At 34.0% G+C, this 23,622-nt stretch carries 19 protein-coding genes and 1 pseudogene; 10 read left to right on the forward strand and 10 right to left on the reverse strand.

Going from position 1 to position 23,622, the window contains the following annotated elements; all coding sequences use genetic code 11:
- Window positions 1-5 precede the first annotated feature (5 nt).
- The 4 genes and pseudogenes from panC (at window position 6) to radA (ending at window position 3,967) form a co-directional block, all read left to right on the forward strand.
- Window positions 6-884 carry a pantoate--beta-alanine ligase gene (gene panC / locus FLACOL7796_RS03150; protein ID WP_173969381.1) on the forward strand — a complete coding sequence of 293 codons (879 nt, stop codon included), beginning with the start codon at window positions 6-8 and terminating at the stop codon, window positions 882-884.
- Window positions 885-898: 14 nt separating this feature from the next.
- Window positions 899-1,249 carry an aspartate 1-decarboxylase gene (gene panD, locus FLACOL7796_RS03155; protein WP_026727479.1) on the forward strand — a complete coding sequence of 117 codons (351 nt, stop codon included), beginning with the start codon at window positions 899-901 and terminating at the stop codon, window positions 1,247-1,249.
- 202 nt (window positions 1,250-1,451) lie between these two features.
- Window positions 1,452-1,898 (forward strand): annotated as a pseudogene (locus FLACOL7796_RS24880) (alpha/beta hydrolase); the annotation flags it as partial.
- A 707-nt stretch (window positions 1,899-2,605) separates the two neighbouring features.
- Window positions 2,606-3,967 carry a DNA repair protein RadA gene (gene radA, locus FLACOL7796_RS03165; protein WP_173969383.1) on the forward strand — a complete coding sequence of 454 codons (1,362 nt, stop codon included), beginning with the start codon at window positions 2,606-2,608 and terminating at the stop codon, window positions 3,965-3,967.
- An 89-nt stretch (window positions 3,968-4,056) separates the two neighbouring features.
- Here the strand turns inward: radA and FLACOL7796_RS03170 are convergent, their stop codons facing one another.
- Window positions 4,057-4,533, reverse strand: coding sequence for a DUF6252 family protein (locus FLACOL7796_RS03170; protein WP_173969384.1), 477 nt, complete (start codon window positions 4,531-4,533; stop codon window positions 4,057-4,059).
- 255 nt (window positions 4,534-4,788) lie between these two features.
- On the opposite strand from FLACOL7796_RS03170, the gene FLACOL7796_RS03175 reads away from it, so the two are divergent.
- Complete coding sequence (locus FLACOL7796_RS03175; RefSeq protein WP_173969385.1) at window positions 4,789-6,753, forward strand: transglycosylase domain-containing protein; 1,965 nt, start codon at window positions 4,789-4,791, stop codon at window positions 6,751-6,753.
- A gap of 349 nt (window positions 6,754-7,102) precedes the next feature.
- Here FLACOL7796_RS03175 and FLACOL7796_RS03180 read toward each other — a convergent pair whose 3' ends face one another.
- Both FLACOL7796_RS03180 and FLACOL7796_RS03185 read right to left on the reverse strand, forming a co-directional pair.
- Window positions 7,103-7,852, reverse strand: a complete 750-nt coding sequence (locus tag FLACOL7796_RS03180; RefSeq protein ID WP_173969386.1) for a LytR/AlgR family response regulator transcription factor — start codon at window positions 7,850-7,852, stop codon at window positions 7,103-7,105.
- Window positions 7,849-9,588: a tetratricopeptide repeat-containing sensor histidine kinase gene (locus FLACOL7796_RS03185; protein WP_232067275.1), complete on the reverse strand. Its 1,740-nt coding sequence runs from the start codon at window positions 9,586-9,588 to the stop codon at window positions 7,849-7,851. The genes FLACOL7796_RS03180 and FLACOL7796_RS03185 overlap by 4 nt, the downstream gene beginning before the upstream one ends.
- A gap of 231 nt (window positions 9,589-9,819) precedes the next feature.
- Between FLACOL7796_RS03185 and FLACOL7796_RS03190 the strand changes: the two genes are divergently transcribed.
- From FLACOL7796_RS03190 to FLACOL7796_RS03205, 4 genes are all read left to right on the forward strand, one after another.
- Window positions 9,820-10,782: an SIMPL domain-containing protein gene (locus FLACOL7796_RS03190; RefSeq protein WP_173969388.1), complete on the forward strand. Its 963-nt coding sequence runs from the start codon at window positions 9,820-9,822 to the stop codon at window positions 10,780-10,782.
- Window positions 10,783-10,891: 109 nt separating this feature from the next.
- Entirely contained in the window at window positions 10,892-12,052 is a 1,161-nt protein-coding gene (locus FLACOL7796_RS03195; RefSeq protein ID WP_173969389.1) for a vWA domain-containing protein, read from the forward strand.
- A gap of 15 nt (window positions 12,053-12,067) precedes the next feature.
- Window positions 12,068-12,691, forward strand: a complete 624-nt coding sequence (locus FLACOL7796_RS03200) for a murein L,D-transpeptidase catalytic domain-containing protein (RefSeq protein WP_173969390.1) — start codon at window positions 12,068-12,070, stop codon at window positions 12,689-12,691.
- Window positions 12,692-12,758: 67 nt separating this feature from the next.
- Window positions 12,759-14,399, forward strand: a complete 1,641-nt coding sequence (locus tag FLACOL7796_RS03205) for a DUF4139 domain-containing protein (RefSeq protein ID WP_173969391.1) — start codon at window positions 12,759-12,761, stop codon at window positions 14,397-14,399.
- Window positions 14,400-14,519: 120 nt separating this feature from the next.
- Here the strand turns inward: FLACOL7796_RS03205 and FLACOL7796_RS03210 are convergent, their stop codons facing one another.
- The 3 genes from FLACOL7796_RS03210 to FLACOL7796_RS03220 form a co-directional block, all read right to left on the reverse strand.
- Window positions 14,520-15,557, reverse strand: a complete 1,038-nt coding sequence (locus tag FLACOL7796_RS03210) for an aldo/keto reductase (protein WP_173969392.1) — start codon at window positions 15,555-15,557, stop codon at window positions 14,520-14,522.
- Window positions 15,558-16,047: 490 nt separating this feature from the next.
- A complete protein-coding gene (locus FLACOL7796_RS03215; RefSeq protein ID WP_173969393.1) occupies window positions 16,048-16,992 on the reverse strand; it encodes an OmpA family protein in 945 nt (314 codons plus the stop codon).
- Window positions 16,993-17,247: 255 nt separating this feature from the next.
- Window positions 17,248-18,009 carry an exodeoxyribonuclease III gene (locus FLACOL7796_RS03220; protein ID WP_173969394.1) on the reverse strand — a complete coding sequence of 254 codons (762 nt, stop codon included), beginning with the start codon at window positions 18,007-18,009 and terminating at the stop codon, window positions 17,248-17,250.
- 118 nt (window positions 18,010-18,127) lie between these two features.
- Between FLACOL7796_RS03220 and FLACOL7796_RS03225 the strand changes: the two genes are divergently transcribed.
- Entirely contained in the window at window positions 18,128-19,930 is a 1,803-nt protein-coding gene (locus FLACOL7796_RS03225; RefSeq protein ID WP_173969395.1) for a GNAT family N-acyltransferase, read from the forward strand.
- Between the two features lie 64 nt (window positions 19,931-19,994).
- Here the strand turns inward: FLACOL7796_RS03225 and FLACOL7796_RS03230 are convergent, their stop codons facing one another.
- The 4 genes from FLACOL7796_RS03230 to FLACOL7796_RS03245 all read right to left on the reverse strand — a co-directional run bounded on the left by FLACOL7796_RS03230 (window position 19,995) and on the right by FLACOL7796_RS03245 (window position 23,586).
- Window positions 19,995-20,459, reverse strand: coding sequence for a DUF2752 domain-containing protein (locus FLACOL7796_RS03230; RefSeq protein ID WP_173969396.1), 465 nt, complete (start codon window positions 20,457-20,459; stop codon window positions 19,995-19,997).
- On the reverse strand, window positions 20,434-20,817 hold the full coding sequence (locus FLACOL7796_RS03235; protein WP_173969397.1) for a DUF4234 domain-containing protein: 384 nt from the start codon (window positions 20,815-20,817) through the stop codon (window positions 20,434-20,436). Before FLACOL7796_RS03235 ends, FLACOL7796_RS03230 begins: the two co-directional genes overlap by 26 nt.
- 182 nt (window positions 20,818-20,999) lie before the next feature.
- The gene (locus tag FLACOL7796_RS03240) at window positions 21,000-21,947 is read right to left on the reverse strand and encodes a 2-hydroxyacid dehydrogenase (RefSeq protein ID WP_173969398.1); all 948 of its coding nucleotides are present in this window, start codon (window positions 21,945-21,947) and stop codon (window positions 21,000-21,002) included.
- A gap of 109 nt (window positions 21,948-22,056) precedes the next feature.
- The gene (locus FLACOL7796_RS03245; RefSeq protein ID WP_173969399.1) at window positions 22,057-23,586 is read right to left on the reverse strand and encodes a hypothetical protein; all 1,530 of its coding nucleotides are present in this window, start codon (window positions 23,584-23,586) and stop codon (window positions 22,057-22,059) included.
- Window positions 23,587-23,622: the final 36 nt, after the last annotated feature.

The following is a 23,622-nucleotide window of genomic DNA, read 5'->3' on the forward strand; positions in this document are numbered from 1 at the left end:
ATATTATGTTTGCACTAAATTTTAATAATACTGCCATGCATATTTTCTACGGTAAAGTAGCTTTGATAGCCTATTTAAAAACTATCAAAACCGCAAATTCAACCATCGGATTTGTACCAACAATGGGCGCTTTACACCAAGGTCATCTGGCGTTAATGCAAAGATCAATAAAAGAAAACGACGACACCGTTGTAAGTATTTTCGTTAACCCAACGCAATTTAACAATCCTGAAGATCTTGAAAAATATCCAAGAACACTTGAAGAAGACGTAAAAAAAATGCGAAATTTAAGTGACAAAATGATTCTTTATGCTCCATCTGTAGATGATATTTACGAAGGACACACCATATCGCAATCTTTTGACTTTGACGGATTAGAAAATCAAATGGAAGGCAAGTTCAGACCAGGACATTTTAATGGTGTTGGAACGATAGTAAAACGTTTGTTCGAAATTGTAACTCCAACCAATGCTTATTTTGGAGAAAAAGACTTTCAGCAATTGCAGATTGTTAAAAAAATGGTCGAAAAAACGCATTTACCTGTAAATGTTGTGGGTTGTCCTATTTTCAGAGAAGACAATCAACTGGCGATGAGCTCAAGAAACGAGCGATTAACTCCTGAAGAAAGAAAAGAAGCTTCTATAATTTATAAAGTTCTGACAGAAGCCAGAGAAATATTTCAAACCGGTACTCCGGAAGAAACCATTCAATTTGTCGAAAATTCTTTCAAAGACAATGAGCGTTTTGAATTAGAATATTTCGTAATTGCTGACGAATCTACATTATTACCTATCGATCATAAAAGTAAAGACAAAAACTACCGTGCATTTATAGCGGTATTTGTTAATTCTATAAGGTTGATTGACACCATTTCATTAAATTAATTTACCTTTGCAGCATGCAAATTCAAGTTATAAAATCAAAAATTCATCGAGTTAAAGTAACCGGTGCCGATTTAAATTATATTGGCAGTATTACTATTGATGAAACCTTACTCGAGGCTTCAAACATTATTGAAGGTGAGAAAGTATCTATTGTAAATATCAATAATGGCGAACGCTTTGAAACTTACGCTATAAAGGGAGAGAAAAATTCAGGCGAAATTACCCTGAACGGACCTGCTGCCAGAAAAGTTCAAAAAGACGACATCATTATCATTATATCCTATGCAACCTTGGAATTTGAAGAGGCAAAAACCTTCAAACCATGGATCATTTTCCCTAATGAAAACGATAATTCGCTAACTTAAGCTTTCCTTTTACACCTTAATAATACCACTGTTTGTCAAAATTATTTTTGAACAAAGAAGATTTCTTTTGCTTAAATCAAAAAGATTTAAGCCCGTAAGTTCATTGCTTTATTTTAAATTCCTACAGTAACAAAAAAGCAAATAAAGTATTATATTGCTACACTATTTCAATACTTTTTAATTCACTGAAATGCCCCAAATCATGAAAAAAGTTTACTTACTGCTTACCTTAATTTCCTTTTCTGTCTTTTCGCAGAAAACATTCGACAACATCAAATCTGCAAAACTTGGTGCAGAAAGAAGAATCACCATTGGACTTCCTGAATCGTACGAAGCCAATCCCGACAAAAAATATCCTGTTTTATACTTATTAGATGGCGATTATTTGTTTGATCCTTTTTCAGGAGCTTTAAGTTATGGTTCTTATTGGGGAGATTTACCTGAAGTTATTATTATTGGTGTTCATCAAAATAAAAATGACGAACGCGAAGACGACACAACTGTCGATCAAAGCACCGGGCTTCCATTTGAAAAAGGAGCCGACTTTTTTGAATTTATCGGAGCTGAGTTAGTACCCTATATCGAAAAAAAATACCGTACATCGCCTTTTAAAATTATTGCAGGACATGATGTAACGGCAAGTTTTATTAATTTCTATTTGTATAAAGAAAAACCTCTTTTTAATGCGTACATTTCTTTTAGCCCTGAATTGGCCAATAAAATGGAAGTTAGAATACCAGAGAAACTTGCTAAACTAACAGAACCTTTATTTTATTATTTATCTGCAGCAGACGGAGACAATAAAAAAATTAAAGAGCCTATAGAAAAATTAGACAGTAATATTAAAATCGCAAATAATCCGTTAGTAAATTACAAATACGATTTGTTTAAAGGCACAACACATTATACGCAGGTTTTACACGCGATACCAAGTGCTTTATATCAAATATTTGAAGTTTACAGACCAATCAACTCTGCTGAATACAATAATAAAATTGCAATTCTTGAAACCGGTTATGCTGATTATCTGGAAAACAAATACAATGTAATGTCTAAAGTTCTGGGAGTTCAGATTCCGGTAAGAATGAGCGACTTTAAAGTTATCGAAACTTTAATTTTGAAAAAGAATGCTTATGATGAATTAGGCAAAATGGCCGAAATTGGAAATGTAAATTATCCAAAAGCCATGTTAGGAGAATACGAATTAGGATTGATGTATGAAAAAATGGGAGATCCTAAAAGAGCTTCAAAAAAATATCAAAATGCTTCGCAAATGGAGCCAATTGGCGATTTAAACAAAGATTTGATGTACGAGAAAATCGACCAAATGAAAACACTAGAAAAAACAGGAAAATAATGTCTAAAGTTAAAACTTCATTTTTTTGCCAGAATTGCGGCACCCAATATGCCAAATGGCAAGGACAATGCAACGCCTGCAAAGAATGGAATACTATTGCAGAAGAAATTATTCAAAAGCAGGAAAAAGTGGCCTGGAAAAGCGAACCAACACCAACTGGTAAAGCGCCGCGTCCACTTAAAATTAATGAAATTGATTCGACTCAGGAAATCCGTATGGACACTACTGATGGCGAATTGAACCGTGTTTTGGGTGGTGGAATTGTTCCGGGATCTCTAACACTTTTGGGTGGTGAACCGGGAATTGGAAAAAGTACACTTTTACTTCAAATCTCATTAAAATTACCTTATAAAACTTTATATGTTTCCGGTGAAGAAAGCCAGAAACAAATAAAAATGCGTGCCGAAAGAATCACGCCAGCCAGCGAAAATTGTTATATCCTTACGGAAACAAAAACACAGAATATCTTTAAACAAATTGAAGCGATTCAGCCTGAAATTGTCATTATCGACTCGATTCAGACTTTGCATACAGATTATATAGAGTCAACCGCCGGAAGTATTTCTCAGATTAGAGAAACTACCGCTGAATTGATCAAGTTTGCGAAAGAAACTAATATTCCGGTTATTTTAATTGGACATATTACGAAAGATGGAAACATCGCCGGACCAAAAATCCTGGAACATATGGTTGATACCGTTTTGCAGTTTGAAGGCGATCGAAATCACGTATATAGAATTTTACGTTCGCTAAAAAACCGTTTTGGTTCTACGGCTGAATTAGGAATTTACGAAATGTTAGGAAGCGGATTAAGAGAAGTTTCTAATCCGTCAGAAATATTGATTTCGCACAAAGACGAAGAAATGTCAGGAACTGCAATTGCTACAACTATGGAAGGCATGCGTCCGTTAATGATCGAAATACAATCGTTGGTAAGTACTGCAGTTTACGGAACTCCGCAACGAAGCACAACGGGTTACAATGCCAAAAGATTAAATATGATTTTGGCTGTTTTAGAAAAAAGAGCTGGATTTCGTTTAGGCGCAAAAGATGTCTTTTTGAATGTAACAGGAGGGATTTCTGTTGATGATCCTGCAATTGACCTGGCCGTTGTTGCCGCCATTTTATCATCAAACGAAGATATTCCGGTAACAAAAGGTTTCTGTTTTGCCGGTGAAGTTGGACTTTCGGGAGAAATTCGTCCCGTAAATCGTGTAGATCAGAGAATTCAGGAAGCCGAGAAATTAGGGTTTACGACTATCTTTGTGTCTAAATACAATAAAATTGCTTTAAAAAACACCGGAATCAAGATTGAGCTTGTTGCCAAAATTGAAGATGTGGCAGGTATTCTTTTTGGATAAAACCACACTATTATATTAAAAAAATCTCGCTCACGAACATCAATTTAATGAATGTACATGAGCGAGATTTTTTTATAAAGTAACTTCTACTATCTTAAAACTCTAAAACTTCCTTCTGTAACAGTAAATGTCTGTTCTCCTGAAGTTCCCGTAAAAGTAAATGTACCTTCAATTATTTTATCATCAACAGCGGTAATATTTATTTTTCCAGATTTAGCATTCGCATTCTTTATTGCAGGCATAAAACTAAAAGACGCTTGATAAGTAGTCTCCATATTTGATAAATCATATACAATGTCATGACTCCCTTTAGTAACATTCAAAGGCGTCCATAATGAGATTTTTTTGTACGTGTTATCAATTCCCGTACTTCCCATAATATTCATGTTTAACGAAGACATAACGCCAGGCTCAAAATTGTATACTGTCCCATTGTAGGTGAATTTGATAAATTCTTCCTGACTTTCCGGAGTTTCTTCATCATCAGAATCATTACTACTACATGACGCTAACACCATTGCACAAATAGCAAAAGACAAGAACATAATTTTTTTAAAAATTTTCATTGGTTTGATTTTAGTATTATTTAATGAGCAAATATATATTGTGTAAATTGTAAAACTTTACGGCTTTTCTCAATTTGGACGCGAAACCATAAATTTCTTCTATTATTAAAAAAAGCAAAAAACACAATAACAACAGAATCAAATCTTTAGAACATTATAAAAAATTTACAAGTAAAACTTTATAAGCTGATAAATTTAAATTTAAATTTACACTAGATTTGAAAAGCGAAAAATTTCGAATACCAATCTCCATTTATGAAATTTCCAAAACAAAAAATATATAAAGCACTCTTAATACTTGTCATAGTATTAGTAGTGCTTTTTTTAGGCTTTTACTTTTTTCGTGATTCGCTGTTAAAACAAGCTATCGCGAAGGTAAAAACTAAAATGAATACAGAATACAACAGTACATTTTCTGTAAAATCGGCTACGTTTGATGGTTTGTCGGGCATTAAACTAACCGATGTTATTCTTGTTCCTAAAAATGCGGACACACTTTGCCACATTCAAAAAATAGAAACCAGCATCAGCTTATCGAATTTATTAATTGGAGATGTACAAATTGGAACTTTAAAAGTCAATAACGGTTATATTCAATTAGTCAAAAAAGGAAATGTCCGCAATTTTGATGCTTTTTTAAAGAAAGACAAAGCCGATACCGATAAAAACGAAAAACGTAAGTACGCTACTTTTGCCTATCGTATTATTTCAAAATTACTCAATCTGGTTCCGACAGATATGAAATTAGAAAATCTAAATTTCAAGATTGATGATAATGGCAAAAAAACGTCTGTCGCGGTCAATAAACTGGTTTTAGACAACAAACAACTCGAAACCAACCTTCATGTTCAGAGCAAAGATTTTGATCAGCGCTGGAACATAAAAGGATTTGCTGACCCGAGAAATAAAAAAGCCGATATTCGTTTCTTTAATTTAGATACCGGAGCCATTCGCGTTCCGTATTTAGACGAACGTTATAATCTAAAGGCAAGTTTTGATTCGATTCGATTAAACGTTCAAAACATCGAAAAAGACGGTAGCGAATTGCATATTGACGGCTATACTTCTATCACCAACTTAAAAATCAACCATCCAAAAATTGCGAGTAAAGATGTTGTCATTAAAAATGCACGTTTTGATTATCGCTTTTTATTAGGAGATGATTTTATTTCGATCGACAGCACTTCGACCATCCAGCTGAACAAGATAAAAGTAAAGCCTTATATCTCCTACAGCACCGAAAAAGACACAATTTATACTTTGAAAGTTGATATCCCAAAAATGAAAGCGCAGGACTTTATCGTTTCATTGCCTGACGGATTGTTTACGCATTTTCAGGGAATGGAAGCCACGGGAAATTTCGATTATAAATTAGATTTCAAATTCAATAAGAACAAACCAAATACGCTGGTTTTTGATAGTAAACTGAATAAGGAAGATTTAAAAATTACCAAATACGGAGAAGCCGATCTAAACAAATTAAATGGTGAATTTGTCTATCGCGCCATTATTCAGAATGTATTGCAACGCCCGGTTTTAGTAGGAAACGCAAATCCTAATTATACGCCGTTAGATCAGATTTCGCCTTACTTACGCAAATGCGTTTTAACTACGGAAGATCCTTCATTCTTCTCGCATCGCGGATTTATCAATGAAGCTTTTAAACAATCTATTCTAAAGAATATCAGAACCAAAAAATTCTCTCGCGGTGCCAGTACTATTAGCATGCAATTGATTAAGAATGTTTTCTTAACCAGAGAAAAAACGCTTTCGCGTAAGCTTGAAGAAATTCTATTGGTTTATATTTTGGAGAACAATCGAGTGGTAAGCAAAGAAAGAATGTTGGAGGTTTATTTCAACATTATAGAATGGGGACCAAATGTTTACGGAATTGGCGAAGCCAGTCATTTCTATTTCCAAAAAAGTCCTTCGGCTTTAAATGTGGATGAATGCTTGTATCTGGCGACTATTATCCCGAAACCAAGAAAATTCATGTATCAGTTTAATGATCAGGGAAATTTGAAAGACTTTGCAGTACAAAATCAGAAGTTTTTAAAGAATTTAATGTTTCGTCGTGGTCTTTTAATTCCTGAAGATACAATAGGTCAACAGCCAGTTTATATCTCCGGTAATGCACGTTCTTTAATCAGAATAAAAGCTCCGGATTCGACTGCCGTTAAAAATGATTCCTTATCAATGGAAGAGGAATTTGATTTATAGTTCTAACTTAACCGCAAAGTCAATATTGTCCTCCTGACGCAGGAAGGATCACACAAGATGCTCCGCAACGAAAACACAATCTTTGTCGAGTTTCGTGTGTGATCCTTCCTGCGTCAGGATGACATAAAATGAGAAGAAAATCTTTGTGGCTTAAAGTCTTCGTGGTAAAAAAATGGCACGCGGATTTGACGGATTCACTTCGTGAAAGCGCGGATTAGCACGGTTTTTTGTTTCACGCAGATTGGAACAGATTTACTTTTAGATTTTTATTAAAATTAATCTGCGCATATCTGTTTAAATCATTTTAAATCTGCGTTAAAAATAATTCAGTAAATTCGCGACAAAAACCTTATTTAAAATTCTTTAGAAATTCTTCTTTATAAGTAGGCGAAACTTCGATTTCTGCTCCGTCGTTTAGCGTTACGATTCCGCCTTTATTATACGATTTCACGCAATTCATATTAATGATATGCGATTTATGAACCCGCATAAAAGGCAAAGGCAAAATCTCCGAGAAGTGTTTTAAAAATCGGCAAACCATTTTCTTATTTCCGTTATTGAGATACAAATCGGTGAAATTTCCATTTCCGCGCAAGCGAACAATTTCTTCCATTTTTACCACTTCAAAACCTTCCAGCGTTGGTAATATTACCTGTTGTTTTTCCGGTTTTGATTCATGAAAATTCTCGACTATAATTTTATTTCGGTTAAAGATTTCATGATTCATAATTTGATGTTGCACTTTGTTTACCGCAACAATCAATTCCTCGATACTAATGGGTTTTAGTAAATAATAGGCTGCACTTTGGTTTAAAGCTTTTAGCGAATATTCAGAAAAAGCGGTTACAAATATGGTCTCAAACTGCAGATCTTTACACGCTTCAAGAACATCAAAAGCGTTCCCGAAAGGCATTTCGACATCCAGAAAAACCAATTGTGGCTGAATTTCATGCAATAACGGAACGGCTTCTTTTATATTCTGCGCCTCACCTACCACTTCAACCTGCGGACAATATTTACTCAAGTAGTTCTTGAGCACTTCGCGCGCCGCCAATTCGTCCTCGACAATTACACTTTTTATCTTCTGAAATGTCATCATATTTTATCAATTAACGGGAAAACAATCTGAACAATTGTTCCGGATTCCGGCAATGCTTTTTCTTTAATTTCAAAAGTAATATTCTTTTTATACAACTCGTTCAGTAGGCCAATTCGTTCGTTGGTATTATTAAGTCCACGCGATTCATGTACTTTCTGGTTGATTGTTTTCAGTTCCTGACTTTTGGTTAAACCAATTCCGTTATCATCAATAATTACTACAATTTTGTCTGCAATAAGTTTAAAGTGAAGCTTTAAAAAACCTTTCTTATCAAGATAACGCAAACCGTGCCAAATAGCATTTTCTAAGTGTGGCTGAATAATCATATTGGGCACTAAAACACTTTCGGCATCAAGATGATCATCTACCGTAATTTCAAAATCGAATTTATCCTGAAAACGCAAATGCTCGAGATCAAGGTATTTTTTTAATTGTTCTACTTCTTTATCCAGTGAGATAAAATCTTTATTGGAGTTTTCCATCATATCCCGCATCAGGGTCGAATAAGATGTCAGATATTTATTGGCTTCGAGTTCTTTGTTTTCAGAAATAAACTGATTCACACTATTCAGACTATTAAAGATAAAATGCGGATTCATTTCGCGTCGTAACGATTGCAAAGCGATTTCTTTATTCTTGGTTTTAATGGCGTACAAGGCTTTTACAATAAAACCGAATAAAAGCAAAAGCAATAAAATTGATCCTAACAGAAAATAATTGAAGGTGTTTTTCTTTGTAATTAATTCATCTTTTAATGATTTTTCTTTTTCAAGCTGACGAATTTTTCCCTCTGTAACGTGAAAGGTTTTCGCGTTGATCAAAGTCGTATCAGACTGAATTAACTCGTCAAAGTTTTGAAAGAATTGCTCATAAAGCGCCATACTTTCTTTTTCATTTCCATTCGATTTGTAATATTTTGCTAATGCTGCTAAAGTATTTTTGGCTTCCGCCGAATTTCCTTTTTTAGACGCTAAATTATAAGCTTCTTTTAATGAAACTAAGGCTTTATTAGGTTCCTCTTTTTTAAAATAAAGTGTTGCCAGCGATTGCAATTGTTTGATCTGAGTATTAAAATCATTTTTGGTTACGGCTTCTGCCAATAGTTTTTCGTTGATCCCAATTGCTTTTTCAAACTGATTGTCTGAGGCGTACACATTCGCAATTTCATTCTTAATTTTAATTATAGATTCCGGTTTGTCTTTTGCGTAAGCGAGTGCATTTTTATAACTTTCTATTGCAACACTTTTATCTTTTTGCTTTAGTGAGTTTTCTGCTTTCTGTACATAAGCTTCAGCAACCTCTTCGGCTTTATTTTCTTTTTTAAGCAATTCAATATTCGAGTCAACATAAACGGCCTGAGATACCGGAGCTGCTTGTGTTTTTAATCGGTTGGCATCGTTTAAATTGATTTTTTCTTCCCTTACATCTTTTGAAATTGCTCCCGCTGCTTCATAATTTTTAATTGCAGAATTAAAGTTTTTCTGGTTTTCCTGCACTTTTGCAATACTTCTGGTAACTCGGGTTTTATCCTCAACTCGTTTTAGTTTGGTATAACTCGTGAGCGCTTTTTTAAAATATTCCTCGGCTTTTGCATTGTCGCCTTTGTTCAAAAATTCATTGGCCAACTGTTCGTAATTCTCGGCAATTTTTCCTTCATCATTTTTATCCAAAGAATTAGATAAATCTTCGGCTGCTTTACTAATTTTTACCTGTTTGCTTTTTTCGCTTTTCGGCATAGGAATAGCCTGTGCTATTATTCGTTGTGGAAATAATAGCAATAAAAAAAACAGACTAAAAACAATTATCAAATGACGTTTCACAAATACATTATTTTGAAAGTGTAAAGTAACCTAATTTCAAATTCCTATCCTATATCGTTCACCAAGTCAAACGACCTGTTTACCCATTCTGTCAAAAATACGTTTTTTCGATCAATACATTTGATTATCAATTTAAAAAGTATAATCATGAAAAAACTATTCTTTACATTCTTAACGCTATTATTTTCTTCCTTTATAATGGCACAAGCTTCCGGAAATATCAATTATCAGCATCAGCAATCTTATAACAACAATACGATTGATATAAATTTCTCTTCAAACACCGATATTATTGTAAGCGTAAAAGGGCTTGCAAATATTAAGGCAGATGCTTATACGGCAATCTTTAGCATTACTCAAACTGGTAAAACAACTAAAGAGGTAGATGAATTAATGGACCAAAGGATTACACAGTCATTAAACGAAATCAAACTTAAAAAAGGAGTTGAAACTTTTGTTGACATGATTTCTTTTGTTCCGGTTTACGAATACGAAACAGAAAAAAAAGTATTCAATCGAAAGACTTACAATGAAGTTCCCGCAGGATTTGAACTGAAGAAAAACATTCATATAAAATTCGCTGATCCTGCTCAGCTTAATGAATTTATTTCCATTTTATCCAATTATGAAATATACGATTTGGTACGGGTTGATTATTTTTCAACTGAACTGGAAACGGCTAAAAAAGAAATGATGACTAAAGCAAAACTTTTAGTTCAGGAAAAAGTAAAAAACTATCAGGAACTGCTGGGAGAAACATTTATCAATGCTGAGAAAAAAATCACCGACGATTACCTTGTAAGCTTGCCTGTAGAAATGTATAAATCATACGAGGCTTACAATAGTTCTTCTTTAAGCTTAAAAAAGGCAGCAAACATAAATCAGTTGAACAAATCAATTACTCTTTATTATCAACCAATATTCAATAAAGAATTTGATTTTGTAATTAATCCCACTGTACTTGAACCTGTTATTCAAATACAATATCAGGTTAAAATAGCAATTACCAGAGAAAAGAAACCCTTTTCAAAAACAGATAAAGAATTTATTTTGGTTACTCCAAATGGTGATTTAAAAACCCTGAATATGAATACGGTGAGACAAAATTAATCTGACAGAAGTTTCACCAAGTGAAAGTACCGTTTCACCATTTGTCTAAAAAACGTGCTTTTTTAGTTTATAAGTTTGATCTGTAATCAACAATTAAAAACTCGAAATCATGAAATCAAATCTATTTATCTCAGCACTTTTGGCCGCTACAATTTCTTTGATGAGCTGCAATTCTTCGAATGCAAATTCTAAAAAGAATACCGAAATCGAAAAACCAATAGCAGCCGAAAATACCAAAATACAAGTGGCACTTTTACTAGACACATCAAGTAGTATGGATGGTTTGATCGATCAGGCAAAATCAAGACTTTGGAATATTGTAAATACGCTGACCACTCTAAAATATGACGGAAAAACGCCGGATATTGAAATTGCTTTGTATGAATACGGAAATGATGGATTATCGAAAAAATCAAATTATATCAGACAAATTGCACCGCTTTCGACAGATTTAGATCTGATTTCAGAAAAATTCTTTTCTCTAAGCACGAATGGAGGCAATGAATATTGCGGAGCTGTAATTCAGGATGCTACCAAAAAACTGAAATGGGCAAAAGACAATACTAATATGAAGCTCATTTATATTGCCGGAAACGAAGAATTTAATCAGGGCGGTATAAATTATAAAGAAGTGATTAGCGATGCCTTAAAAAACGGTATTTATGTGAATACTATTTATTGCGGAGACAAAACCCAGGGCATAAATGAACTATGGAAAAGTGGCGCTGAGCACGGAAAGGGAAAGTATTTTAATATCGATTCTAATGAATCTGTGCGATATATTGCTACGCCATATGATGCAGAAATTACAAAATGCAATGAAAAAATCAACAAAACCTATATTAGTTACGGAGCCAAAGGTTCAGCAAAAAAAATGAATCAGGAAACACAGGACAAAAATGCTCAAAGAGTTTCTGCTTCTAATTATGCTGAGCGCGCGGTAAGTAAATCAAAAGCGGTTTATAAAAACGAAAGCTGGGATTTGGTCGACAAGGTAAAAGATGATAAAACGGCTATTTCTAAAATTAAAAAAGAAGAATTACCGGCAGAACTTCAGAATAAATCTGAGGCTGAAATCAAAACAATTGTAGAGCAAAAAACGAAAGAAAGAGAAACTATCCAGAAAGAGATTGGCGAATTGGGTAAAAAACGTCAGCAATTTATTGACGCCGAAACTAAAAAAACCAAGAAACAAGATGATTTGGGTAATGCCATCAATACATCGATCGTGGGTTTTGCAAAAGTAAAGGGTTATACGGTTGAGAAATAAAACCAGTTCGTAAACATGAAAAAGAAACTATTCTTTTTGCTTTCGCTAGGGATAATCTGCCTGAGTTTTGCCTGCAGAAATAAAGACGAAAAGCTGGAAATCATTAAAAAATCGAAACCGGTTTACTCCTACGAAGAGAAACTAAAAAGTGAGATAACAGAGATCAGGAGTTTTTTGGGGAAGACTTCTAAATACAATTCTGATGTTGTTTTCTTATTAGATATGAAGATTGAATCTGGAAAAAACCGGTTTTTTATTTATGATTTAAAACAGAAAAAAGTACTTGATAAAGGTTTGGTTGGGCACGGGTCGGGTTCTGAAACCGGAATTTACGGGAAGCTAAAATTTAGCAATGTAAAAAATTCAAATTGTAGTTCTTTGGGCAAATATGCTATTGGCGGTTCCTATTCGGGAAGATTTGGAAAAGCTTATAAGTTATACGGTTTAGACCAAACAAATAGTAATGCTTTCGACCGAAATATTGTACTTCATAAATATGCAGATGTTCCGTTTGAAGAGCAGCTAAACCCAATTTGTAACAGTTTAGGATGTCCGATGGTAAATGAAAAGTTTTTTAAAATCATCGAAAAGAAAATTGATAATTCTAAAAAGAAAATCATTCTGGTAATTTATTATTAAGTCAAACCAACCTTTATGCAATTTTTGTTATCTATACTTTTATAATAACACTTTAAATTATACTCTGATGATTAAAAAACAAGTAACATCGCTATTATTATTGTTAGGCATTTTTGCCTTTGCACAAAAACCAATTTTTACAACTGCAAAAGTAAAAGCGGCAACAGTATATTTTAATGCTGCCGAAATTTCCCAAACAGCAACTGCAAATTTACCCGCAGGAACGAGCGAAATTATAATAAAAAATGTCGCAGTAAATCTAAATGAAAGTTCAATACAAATAGGATCTCCATCTACAGTTACAGTTCTTTCGGTTCAGTTTATCAATAATTATATTTCAGAATATGATGCTGATACAAAATCTCCTGAATTAAAACGAGTTAGAGATAGTATTGTAATCGTACAAAAAGAAATCCAGAAAGTAAATAATACTATCAACTCTGAAAATAAAACAATACAGCTTTTAGATAAAAATCAGCAAATTTCAGGCGTAAATTCAGGTTTGAATGTAACTGAATTAATAAAAATGGTGGACTATTACAAAAACAAGCAAATCGAGATTGCCAATAACATTAACAGTCTTTCAGAAAAACAACAAAAACTGAATGATTTACTTTATAAATTGCAAAGCAAGCTTGAAATCAATACTAATAAGGAAGAAAAAACGTCATCAGGCAAATTAATTATTCAGATTATGAATGATGTTGCAGGGATAGTTCCGTTGGATATTTCTTATTTAACAAATAATGCTTCCTGGACTCCTTTTTATGATTTACGCGCCGAAAATGTTACGTCTCCAATCAATATGATGTACAAAGCACAAGTTGTTCAGAATACCGGAATTGACTGGAAAAAAGTAAAACTTACTTTGTCAAGTGGTACGCCGAACCAAAATAACCAGGCACCAATGTTAAGCTCATGGTTTTTGAGAGATAATGCTATTCAAAATGGCTACGGAATGCAAAGAAATAAAATGAATCAGTTGCAAGGACGAGTTGCGGGACTTACTGTACAAAGCGACGATTTGAAGGAAGTTGTTGTAAGTGCGGCACCTATAATGAAAAAATCATCTGTTTCAGATTATACAACTGTCGAAGAAAACCAATTGAATGTTTCGTTTGATATTGATATTCCTTACGATATTTTATCAAACGGAAAAGTTCATAGCGTTTCTTTAAAAGAAATAAAATTACCTGCATCTTATAAATATTATGCTGCACCAAGAGTAGAAAACGAAGCTTTCCTATTGGCAGAAATTGCAGATTACAGTAAATACAATTTATTAAGAGGCGAGGCTAATATTATTTTTGAAGGCATGTATGTTGGTAAAACTTTTATTGAGCCGAATCAAACTAGTGACACTTTGAATCTGAGTATGGGACGTGATAAAAAGGTTTCGATAAAAAGAGAAAAAGTGGCGGATAAATCAGGAACTAAATTTTTATCGACCAAAAAAGAACAGACTTTTACTTTTGATATTACAGTAAGAAACAATAAAAAGGAAGCAGTTGAATTGCTATTGAAGGATCAGTATCCATTAAGTACCAATAAAGAAATTGAGGTAGAATTACTGCAAAGTGACGGTGCAAAAGTAAATACTGAAACCGGAATATTAACCTGGCAATTACAACTGAAACCAAATGAAAACAAGAAATTCAGAATTAGTTACAGAGTTAAATATCCTAAAGATCAGAATTTAAATTTATAATTAGGAATAGAATTCAAACACAAATTCCACCAATTTTCACGGATTACTCTGTGTTAATTGGTGGAATTTATTTTTATTTAAAACCCTTTTGTCAAGGTTTCACTGAAGTTTATTTTATAATTAAGGCGCAGGATCTGGAATAATCGCCTGAACAGCTGCAATCTCAGTTAAAATTTCTTTTGATAAGAATACATCTACCGTGTCGATATTTTCTTTTAGTTGTTCCATTGTGGTTGCACCAATAATAGCACTTGTTAAAAACGGTTGTTGCAAAACAAATCCCATGGCAAGTTCTGTTAATGTCAGGCCATGCTTTTTAGCAATTTCCTGATACAATCTTGTGGCTTGCGTACATTGATCGCTATTGTAACGTGTATATTGTGGGAAAAGATTGATTCTCGCATTTGGATGTGCTTCTCCGGTTAAAAATTTACCCGTTAAAACTCCAAAAGCTAAAGGCGAATACGCCAATAAACCGACATTTTCATATTTAGAAATTTCGGCAGAACCTACTTCAAAAAGGCGATTTAATAAATTATAGGGATTTTGAACGGTTTTGATTCTTGGCAGGTTTTGATATTTGCTTTCTTCCAGAAAACGCATCATTCCCCAGGCGTTTTCGTTAGAAACACCAATGTGTTTTATTTTCCCTTCTTTGATTAATCCGTCAAAAGTTTCAAGGGTTTCTCTAAAATTATCTTCCCATTCCGCATCATGATTTTTAAAACCGCGTTGTCCGAAATAATTAGTTGGTCGTTCCGGCCAATGCATTTGGTACAAATCGATATAATCTGTCTGAAGACGTTTTAAGCTATTTTCTAAAGCGTATTTTATACTTTCCGGAGAGAAATCGACTTTCTCACGCATGTAGGTAAAATTAGGGTTTGGACCTGCAATTTTAGAGGCCAAAACTACTTTTTCGCGATTTCCGGTTTTTTTAAACCATGTTCCTATAATTTTCTCGGTACTTCCGTAAGTGGCTTCATTTGCTGGAACAGAATACATCTCTGCAGTATCAAAAAAGTTAACGCCTCTTTCAAGTGCATAATCCATTTGTTGATGTCCTTCTGCTTCGGTATTTTGCTGCCCGAAAGTCATTGTTCCGAGATTTATTTTACTAACTTTTATGTCGGTGTTGGGTAGTGTCGTGTATTTCATTTTTTTTGAGTTGCTAAGTTTCTAAGGAACTAAGATTCTAAGTTTACAGCTTTTGAATTATAAAACTCAAAGATACGACGGGATTTTTCAAATGAAAATTGTACAAAAGTTAAAAAAATAATAAGACTTTATACAACTCCACGAGTAATAGATCTCTACAATATAGATGTCACCCCGCTGGGGCTTCTCTGAAAAAAAATGGTTTTTTTCTATAAATATGTTGTCCCGATGGGACTTAAATTGAATTCAATTTAGATTTTAAAATCGTAATTAAATATCCAATATAGCTCCAGAGGAGCGATATATTTATAGCAACCATTAAAACCCGGCAATAAAGCTCCAGCGGAGCGGTATATTTATCTAATATAAATGTTACCCCGATAGGACTTAAATTGAATTCAATTTGGATTTTACAAAAAAAGGCTCAAAGTAAAACTTTGAGCCTTTTAATAAAAAACTTAGAACCTTAGCACCTCAGTGTCTTAGCAACTTAGTTTATACTATTCAACATTTCAGCGATTTCATCTAATCTTGGTGTTAGGATGATTTCGATTCTACGGTTTTTGGCTTTTCCTTCCGGAGTTGCATTGCTTGCAAGTGGAGAAAATTCGCTACGGCCTGCTGCTGTTAGTTTTTGTTTGTTGATTTTAGCGTTTTCGCTTAAGATATTTACAATTGCTGTCGCTCTTTTGGTCGATAAATCCCAGTTGTTTGCAGTTGGTCCTGAACCTGCATACGGATCATCATCTGTGTGACCTTCGATAAGAACTGAAAGATCCGGATTGTCTCCTAATACTTTTCCTAATTCTACAACGGCTTTTCTACCTTCGGTTCCAACGGCCCAGCTTCCTGAGTTAAAAAGTAATTTGTTCTCCATAGAAACATATACTTTTCCGTTTTTTTGTTCTACTGTAAGACCTTTACCTTCGAAACCGTTTAGGGCTTTAGATAAAGTTTCTTTTAGTTTTTTCATTGCCTCTTCTTTGGCTGCAATCATGGCTTCAAGTTCGTTTAATCGGCTTGCTGTTTTATCCAGGCTTGCTTGCTCTTCGGCTAGTTTTTTTGATTTTGCTTCTAGTTGTGCTAACAATTCACGGTTTTTAGCCATGTTTTTCTCTAATGCATCGTTGCTGTTTTTCTCTAATGCATTGTATGAATCCTGCAAAACTTTGAATTTATTTTGTGCAGCTGCAAGATCTGCTTTTTGTTTGGCAAGATCGTCTTTTGTAGCACTAAGATCTTTTGTTAATTTATCGCGTTCTAATTCCAGTTCATTTTTTGCTTTTTGTAAATCGGCGTTTTGATCTGCGATTGAACGGTTTTCTTTTTTAAGATCTGAATATTTTGTTTCAAGATCGTTGTAAATTTTCTTGGATACGCATGAAGTCATAGACATTGCTACAACTAGTAATCCGATGGAGGCCTTTTTAATCATATTACTTTTTGGTTTTTATTTTTGGGGCGCATTAATAATTCAGAATTTCTTGTTTAACGGTGAGCCCTAGCCCTGATGGGAGCGGCATCCTTTTGTGGCGGGGTTCGCCACAAAAGATATAGTGGACAGCAGGAAATAGCTCCTTAAAATTAAATTTTCAATCCCGAAGCCTCAGGATAAAATCCAAATTCCAAAATAGCTAGATAATACTTGTACTAAAACCCGCTATTCTCTCAACAAGAACAATACCAAAGTTTACTCGATTTCGACTAAAACCGGGCAATGATCTGAATGTACGGCATCCGGAAGTATTACGGCGCGTTTTAATCGATGCTGCAAAGAGTCGCTTACCAAATTGTAATCGATACGCCAGCCTTTGTTGTTTCCTCTGGCTCCGGCGCGGTAACTCCACCATGAATAATGATGCGGATCTTTATTGAAATGACGGAAACTGTCGACAAAACCAGATTTCATAAATGCGTCAAGCCAGGCGCGTTCTGCGGGTAAGAATCCTGAAACCGTTTTGTTACGAACAGGATCGTGAATATCTATGGCTTCGTGGCAAATATTATAATCGCCACAAATGATTAAATTAGGTATTGTTAGCTTTAGCTCGTTAACATAGGTTTGAAAGTCATCCATAAACATAAATTTATGGTCTAAACGTTCGATATTGGTTCCTGACGGAAGGTATAAACTCATTACTGAACAATCGTCGAAATCGGCACGAAGGTTACGTCCTTCGAAATCCATATGTTGAATTCCGGTTCCGTACACCACATTATTGGGTTTTATTTTAGATAAAATCGCCACTCCGCTATACCCTTTTTTGGTAGCGGGATAATAATATTGATATGGGTAACCTGCAGCAGTAATATCATTTACAGGAATTTGCTCTTCGGTGGCTTTTATTTCCTGAAGACAAATAACATCCGGATTAGCGTGTTGCAACCATTCGATGAAGCCTTTAGTTATTGCGGCACGTATTCCGTTTACATTATAAGAAATAATTTTCATTAGTGTTTTTTTTTGGATTTCAAATGTAATAAAAAAGTGGAAAGTTTATGTTGGAAACAACGAAAAGTAGACTTTTTTGTTATCTTTGTTCGCTGCTCTAATAAATTAAAAATAGTACATGGGTTTAGTTACCGCGAAAGAAGTTGCAAAGGCAATAAATGTTGAGAAGTACGGAGTTCTTGGTACTTTTTCAGGCTGGATTCTCATGAAGGTCCTTAAAATTTCTACCCTTAATAAAATTTACGATCATAATAAACATTTAGAAGACGTTGCGTTTTTGAACGGAGTATTGGATGAATTGCAAATTAAATTCGAAATTCCGGAAGAAGATTTAAAACGTTTGCCTAAAGATGGCGCTTATATTACCATTTCAAATCATCCGCTTGGAGGAATTGATGGTATTTTGCTATTGAAATTAATGCTCGAAAGAGAACCAAATTTCAAGATCATCGCTAACTTTTTATTACACCGCATTGTTCCGCTAAAAAAATACATCATGCCGGTGAATCCTTTTGAGAATCATAAGGATGCCAAATCGAGCGTAGTTGGAATTAAAGAGACTTTGCGTCATTTAAGTGACGGAAAACCGTTAGGAATTTTCCCTGCCGGGGAAGTTTCGACTTACAGAGACGGAAAATTAGTAGTAGACAAACCATGGGAAGAAGGCGCTCTAAAATTGATTAGAAAGGCTAAAGTTCCGGTTGTACCTATTTATTTTCATGCTAAAAACAGTAGATTGTTTTATTGGTTGTCTAAAATTGATGACACTTTAAGAACTGCAAAATTACCATCGGAATTGCTTACGCAAAAAGACCGTGTAATTAAGGTACGTATTGGTAAACCAATTTCTGTAAACGAGCAAAACGAAATTGAATCGTTTGAAGAATACTCTGAATTTTTAAGAAAGAAGACGTATATGCTGGCCAATCCTTTCGAAAAGGACCATAAATTATTGGACACAGCAAGTTTAAAAATACCAAAAGCGCCTAAAAAAATCGTAACGCCGGCAAGTGAATCAAAAATGATTGACGAAGTTAATGCGTTAAGAAACAGCGATTGCCGTTTATTACAAAGTAAAAATTACGAAGTATTTTTTGCAAGAGCGAAATCTATACCGAATATCCTGCACGAAATTGGCCGTTTGCGCGAAATCACTTTTCGTGAAGTGGGTGAAGGAACCAATGAATCTATCGACTTAGACCAGTTCGACCAGTATTATCACCATATGTTTTTATGGGATGAGGATACTAAGAAAATTGCTGGTGCTTATCGTATGGGATTGGGTTCTGAAATTTACCCTAAATACGGAATTGAAGGTTTCTATTTGAATGATTTATTTAGATTCGAACCTGAATTGCATGATATGATGCACAAATCGATCGAAATGGGTCGTGCGTTTATTATCAAAGAATATCAGCAAAAACCAATGCCTTTGTTCTTGTTGTGGAAAGGTATTATTCATACTACTTTACGTTATCCTGAGCATAAGTATTTGTTGGGTGGAGTAAGTATTAGTAATCAATTCTCTGATTTCTCTAAATCATTGATGATTGAGTTCATGAAGTCGAATTATTACGATCCGTATATCGCGCAATACATTCACCCAAAGAAAGCATATAAAGTAAAACTGAAAGATGCTGATAAAGATTTTATCTTTGATGAGGCGGAATCTGATTTAAACAAATTCGATAAAATTATTGACGAATTAGAACCAGGAAATTTACGTTTGCCTGTTTTAATTAAAAAATACATCAAGCAAAATGCACGTGTTGTCGCTTTTAACGTCGATCCTTTGTTTAACAATGCCGTAGATGGTTTAATGTACATTAGAATCGCAGATATTCCTGAAAGCACTATGAAACCTGTTATCGAAGAGTTTCAAATAGAATTGGAACGTAAATTATCTGAGAAGGAAGATTAGACATAAATCTTATATAAAATAAAAAAACTCATAAGCCTGAAACTTATGAGTTTTTTTTTATGTTTTAAAACCAAATCGATTGGTGTAATATATCATCAAAAGAATTATTTCTAACAAATAGAACTAATCGTATCAAATGATAAAAGGCGAGGAAATAAGCCATATTATAGGCCAATTTTCTATTGTATAAAAGTCCTGTAAAATATTCTTTTTTGGTTATAATTTCTGTGGTCAATATAATAATGGTCAACCAGCAAAATAAAATAACAAACGGTCCTAAAATATGATAACTAACACTTTTATAAATATCTCCCTGATAGAAATACACCAGTGATTTTGTTATACCACAACCAGGACAAGGAAATCCTGTAACCATTTTGAAAGGACAAAACGACTGATCTGTCTCTAAATGGTCGTTGTGATTGTTAAGCATCAAGAAAAACGGAATTATCAGTGTAATTGCTGCACCGATAATTCCGTAAACTTTACGCTTTACTCTGCTATTATTTGTATAATCTGTTGATATCACCTTGTACAATCATTGCTGCTGCCATAGGAAAGAAAAGTCCTAACACAATTAATAAAGTAGATTGATCTTTTTGAAGTTCACCTGTTTTTTCGTAAACTTTTGGCAATGCTTCTTTTCCTGCTAAGTAGTAAAAATAAATATTTACCGGCATACAACACCCTGCAAAAATTGCAATTGGCTGAGAAATAACTTCTTTTTTAGCTACAGCATTAAAAACCTCTGCAACTTTAATATTCCAATAAATTAAATATAAACCACAAGTTAAAAAGCCGAAAACCAATACCATTATTGGATCTACTTTAAATACCGGAATTTGTTCATTAAAATCATTAAACGTTTCTTTAAAATTATTTTCCATTTTTATTATTAAAAATTAATTGGTTAATTCCTACTCTTCGGATTTTCGGCTACTCCTTATTTAGAAACAATATTATTAAAAATTAATATTAAAAACTAATAATCGCCTGGAAATTGTACAGAAAAAACTCGTTATAAAACTCTAAAAATAATACAAGCCGCCTGGGTTCATTTTTACTGCACTTACTTAGAGTACACTGCCTTTATTTTATCGACAATTACCTGCGCCAAACGTTCGTGGCTCTCAAAAGTCCAACCCGCGATATGAGGCGTAAGCAAAACGTTTTTAGCTTCTAAAAGATACTGAAAAGCTTCGGGTGTGTTTTTATCCTGAAACAAGGTTTCAAAAGATAATTTCTCATACTCTAAAACATCCAGACCTGCTCCCAAAATCTTTTTTGACTTCATGGCTTCTACTAAATCTGCTGTAACAATATTTTTACCGCGCGAAGTATTTACAATCCAGAATGACTTTGCAAATGCATTTATAAAACTCGTGTTGACCATTTTGTCCGTTTCAGGAGTCCACGGAAGATGCAAACTCAAAACATCGGCTTTTTGCTGCAATTCCTGTAATGAAACTTGTCTGGCATTTTCGTCGCCAATATTCTCTAAAATATCATGAAAGATCACGTCTACTTCAAAACCACGAAGTTTTTTCGCGAAAGCTTTCCCCATATTTCCGTAACCAATAATCCCTACGGTTTTTCCGTCAAGTTCGTGACCGCGATTGCTTTCACGGTTCCAGTGTCCGGCTTTTATCTCGGCATCAGCCTGGTTTAGATTATTGAATAAAGATAAAATTACCCCCAATGAATGTTCTGCAACAGCGTTGCGATTACCTTCCGGAGCAGCAATTAAATGTATTCCCTTTGTTTCGGCATACTCACAATCGATACTTTCTAAACCCGCGCCAACTCTGGCAATAAACTGTAAATTGACCGCTTTATCTAAAAAAGTTTTATCGATTTTAAAACGGCTTCGAATTACGATTCCGTTATAATCCTGAATTTTATTTTCGATTTCTTCCTTAGAAGATTTAAAATCGGCGTGGTTTTCAAAACCCGCTTCTTCTAGTTGTTGCCAAAGAATTGGGTTATTACTGTCGATATGCAGAATTTTTATGCTCATTGTAGTTGTTTTTTATTGGAACAAAAATACGGCTAATTCTTTATATTTTTCTTCCATTACTGATGGAACAAAAATGTAAATCACCAAATCATATTCAAATCTTTTTTTATTAGTCTAAAAGATAAGTAAAGGAATAAAACGCATATGGTGAATCGTATTTTATCACTCCAGTCGTTAGTTGACCATTTGATTCTGCCATTCTAAACTCAGTAAGAGCAGGATAACCCGGTGTTTGAAACTGACGAATTAGACGTCCTTCTTTACTGATCACGAAAATTGCCACGCTTTGTTTTTCATCTCCATTAGATTTTTCCGTTAAGTACAACCAAAACACAAAATCTCCATTGACGCGCTTAAATCCTTCTGCACTATTGATGTACGGGACTTCGTAATTATCCGGGAATACAAATTGTATTTGCCATAAAGCTGAATTATTTGAATTCGTTTTTTCGAATATTATTTTATTCGAAAACATTCCTTTTTGCTTAAAGTTATACGTTTCCTTTTTTACTTCGTCTTTATAAAATGTAACGGTCGACCATGTTTCTTCTTTTGCAGGTTCAGCAACAGATTCCTGAGTTTCTGTTGCAGAAGTTTCTGTTTCGCTTTCCTCTTCATCACTTTCCTCAGGTGCCGATGGTCCGCGATAAACAGATTCATAAGGTTCTTTATCTGACTTGTCTGTAGTAACTTTTAAATCTGAGTTTACTGTAAATCTTTTATTTGTTGCATAATAGTAACCATCGGCACTGGTATTTTCTGTTCCTTCGATATACAAACCACCATCACTATTCAATTTTATTTTATCGATTTTGGTATCTGCATACTGCTCAAAAACATTCACCTTTATAAGCTTAAGATTAGTGTCCAGTACTGCAACAAAAGGCATTTGCTCTATTTCAGACTTTCCAACCTGACCATAAACAAAGATTTTACCTTTTAGATATTCAACATAAAAATTACCTGTTGGTATATATGAGATACCTTTTTCCTGAAAAGATTTTAGAAATAACGATTCCATTGATTTACTAACCGTTTCATAACCTGAGTAAGTATTATTAAATTTTAGTTTATCGATATGATATTCTTTCAGGTTATAGCGCATTCTTCCTTCGCCACTTTGTTCTTCAACGGACTGAGTTAAAGTTCGATCTTCTTTTTTGATAAATAATGTAAACCCGCCCCCATGATCTGTTTCAACCTGCGTGGTAAAAAGATCATATTTTGTTCTAGGTTTTAATGCCAGTTTTTGCTTTTTTACTTCTTTCCCTTCTTTATCAAGTATTAAAACATAAGCAGCAGTATTGTTACGATTTTCATCGCTTTCTTCGATAACGAAAAGCATATTTCCGTTGGATAACGCATGAACACCTTCAAGATATCCGGTTTTCATATCCCATTTATATTGCCATAATTCGGGCGAATTGTATTTTTTCGAAAAATGAATAACTGATTTAACTTTCAGTTTTTCATTGCCGGCGATCGGTTCATCCTTTTGATAGTTTTTGTCAATACTTACAGGAATGGGCCTTTTTTCAGAGATTTCTCCATCATTTTGAGTGTTTTCTTTTTTACAGGAAATTTGAATTAGAATGAAAAAAAGTATTAAAGCGCGGGAAAGACCTATTTTATAGTTCATTAAGGTGGTTTTGGTTATTAAGAAGCACGAAAATAC

This window comes from Flavobacterium bizetiae (assembly GCF_902804475.1).
Lineage (GTDB): Bacteria > Bacteroidota > Bacteroidia > Flavobacteriales > Flavobacteriaceae > Flavobacterium > Flavobacterium bizetiae.

Coding starts and splice junctions, on each gene's coding strand:
- radA (WP_173969383.1), top strand. CDS start 2,606: ATGTCTAAAGTTAAAACTTCATTTTTTTGCCAGAATTGCGGCACCCAA.
- FLACOL7796_RS03170 (WP_173969384.1), bottom strand. CDS start 4,533: ATGAAAATTTTTAAAAAAATTATGTTCTTGTCTTTTGCTATTTGTGCA.
- FLACOL7796_RS03175 (WP_173969385.1), top strand. CDS start 4,789: ATGAAATTTCCAAAACAAAAAATATATAAAGCACTCTTAATACTTGTC.
- FLACOL7796_RS03225 (WP_173969395.1), top strand. CDS start 18,128: ATGGGTTTAGTTACCGCGAAAGAAGTTGCAAAGGCAATAAATGTTGAG.
- FLACOL7796_RS03205 (WP_173969391.1), top strand. CDS start 12,759: ATGATTAAAAAACAAGTAACATCGCTATTATTATTGTTAGGCATTTTT.
- FLACOL7796_RS03210 (WP_173969392.1), bottom strand. CDS start 15,557: ATGAAATACACGACACTACCCAACACCGACATAAAAGTTAGTAAAATA.
- FLACOL7796_RS03220 (WP_173969394.1), bottom strand. CDS start 18,009: ATGAAAATTATTTCTTATAATGTAAACGGAATACGTGCCGCAATAACT.
- FLACOL7796_RS03180 (WP_173969386.1), bottom strand. CDS start 7,852: ATGATGACATTTCAGAAGATAAAAAGTGTAATTGTCGAGGACGAATTG.
- FLACOL7796_RS03240 (WP_173969398.1), bottom strand. CDS start 21,947: ATGAGCATAAAAATTCTGCATATCGACAGTAATAACCCAATTCTTTGG.
- FLACOL7796_RS03185 (WP_232067275.1), bottom strand. CDS start 9,588: ATGCCGAAAAGCGAAAAAAGCAAACAGGTAAAAATTAGTAAAGCAGCC.
- FLACOL7796_RS03195 (WP_173969389.1), top strand. CDS start 10,892: ATGAAATCAAATCTATTTATCTCAGCACTTTTGGCCGCTACAATTTCT.
- FLACOL7796_RS03200 (WP_173969390.1), top strand. CDS start 12,068: ATGAAAAAGAAACTATTCTTTTTGCTTTCGCTAGGGATAATCTGCCTG.
- FLACOL7796_RS03215 (WP_173969393.1), bottom strand. CDS start 16,992: ATGATTAAAAAGGCCTCCATCGGATTACTAGTTGTAGCAATGTCTATG.
- FLACOL7796_RS03190 (WP_173969388.1), top strand. CDS start 9,820: ATGAAAAAACTATTCTTTACATTCTTAACGCTATTATTTTCTTCCTTT.
- panC (WP_173969381.1), top strand. CDS start 6: ATGTTTGCACTAAATTTTAATAATACTGCCATGCATATTTTCTACGGT.
- FLACOL7796_RS03235 (WP_173969397.1), bottom strand. CDS start 20,817: ATGGAAAATAATTTTAAAGAAACGTTTAATGATTTTAATGAACAAATT.
- FLACOL7796_RS03245 (WP_173969399.1), bottom strand. CDS start 23,586: ATGAACTATAAAATAGGTCTTTCCCGCGCTTTAATACTTTTTTTCATT.
- panD (WP_026727479.1), top strand. CDS start 899: ATGCAAATTCAAGTTATAAAATCAAAAATTCATCGAGTTAAAGTAACC.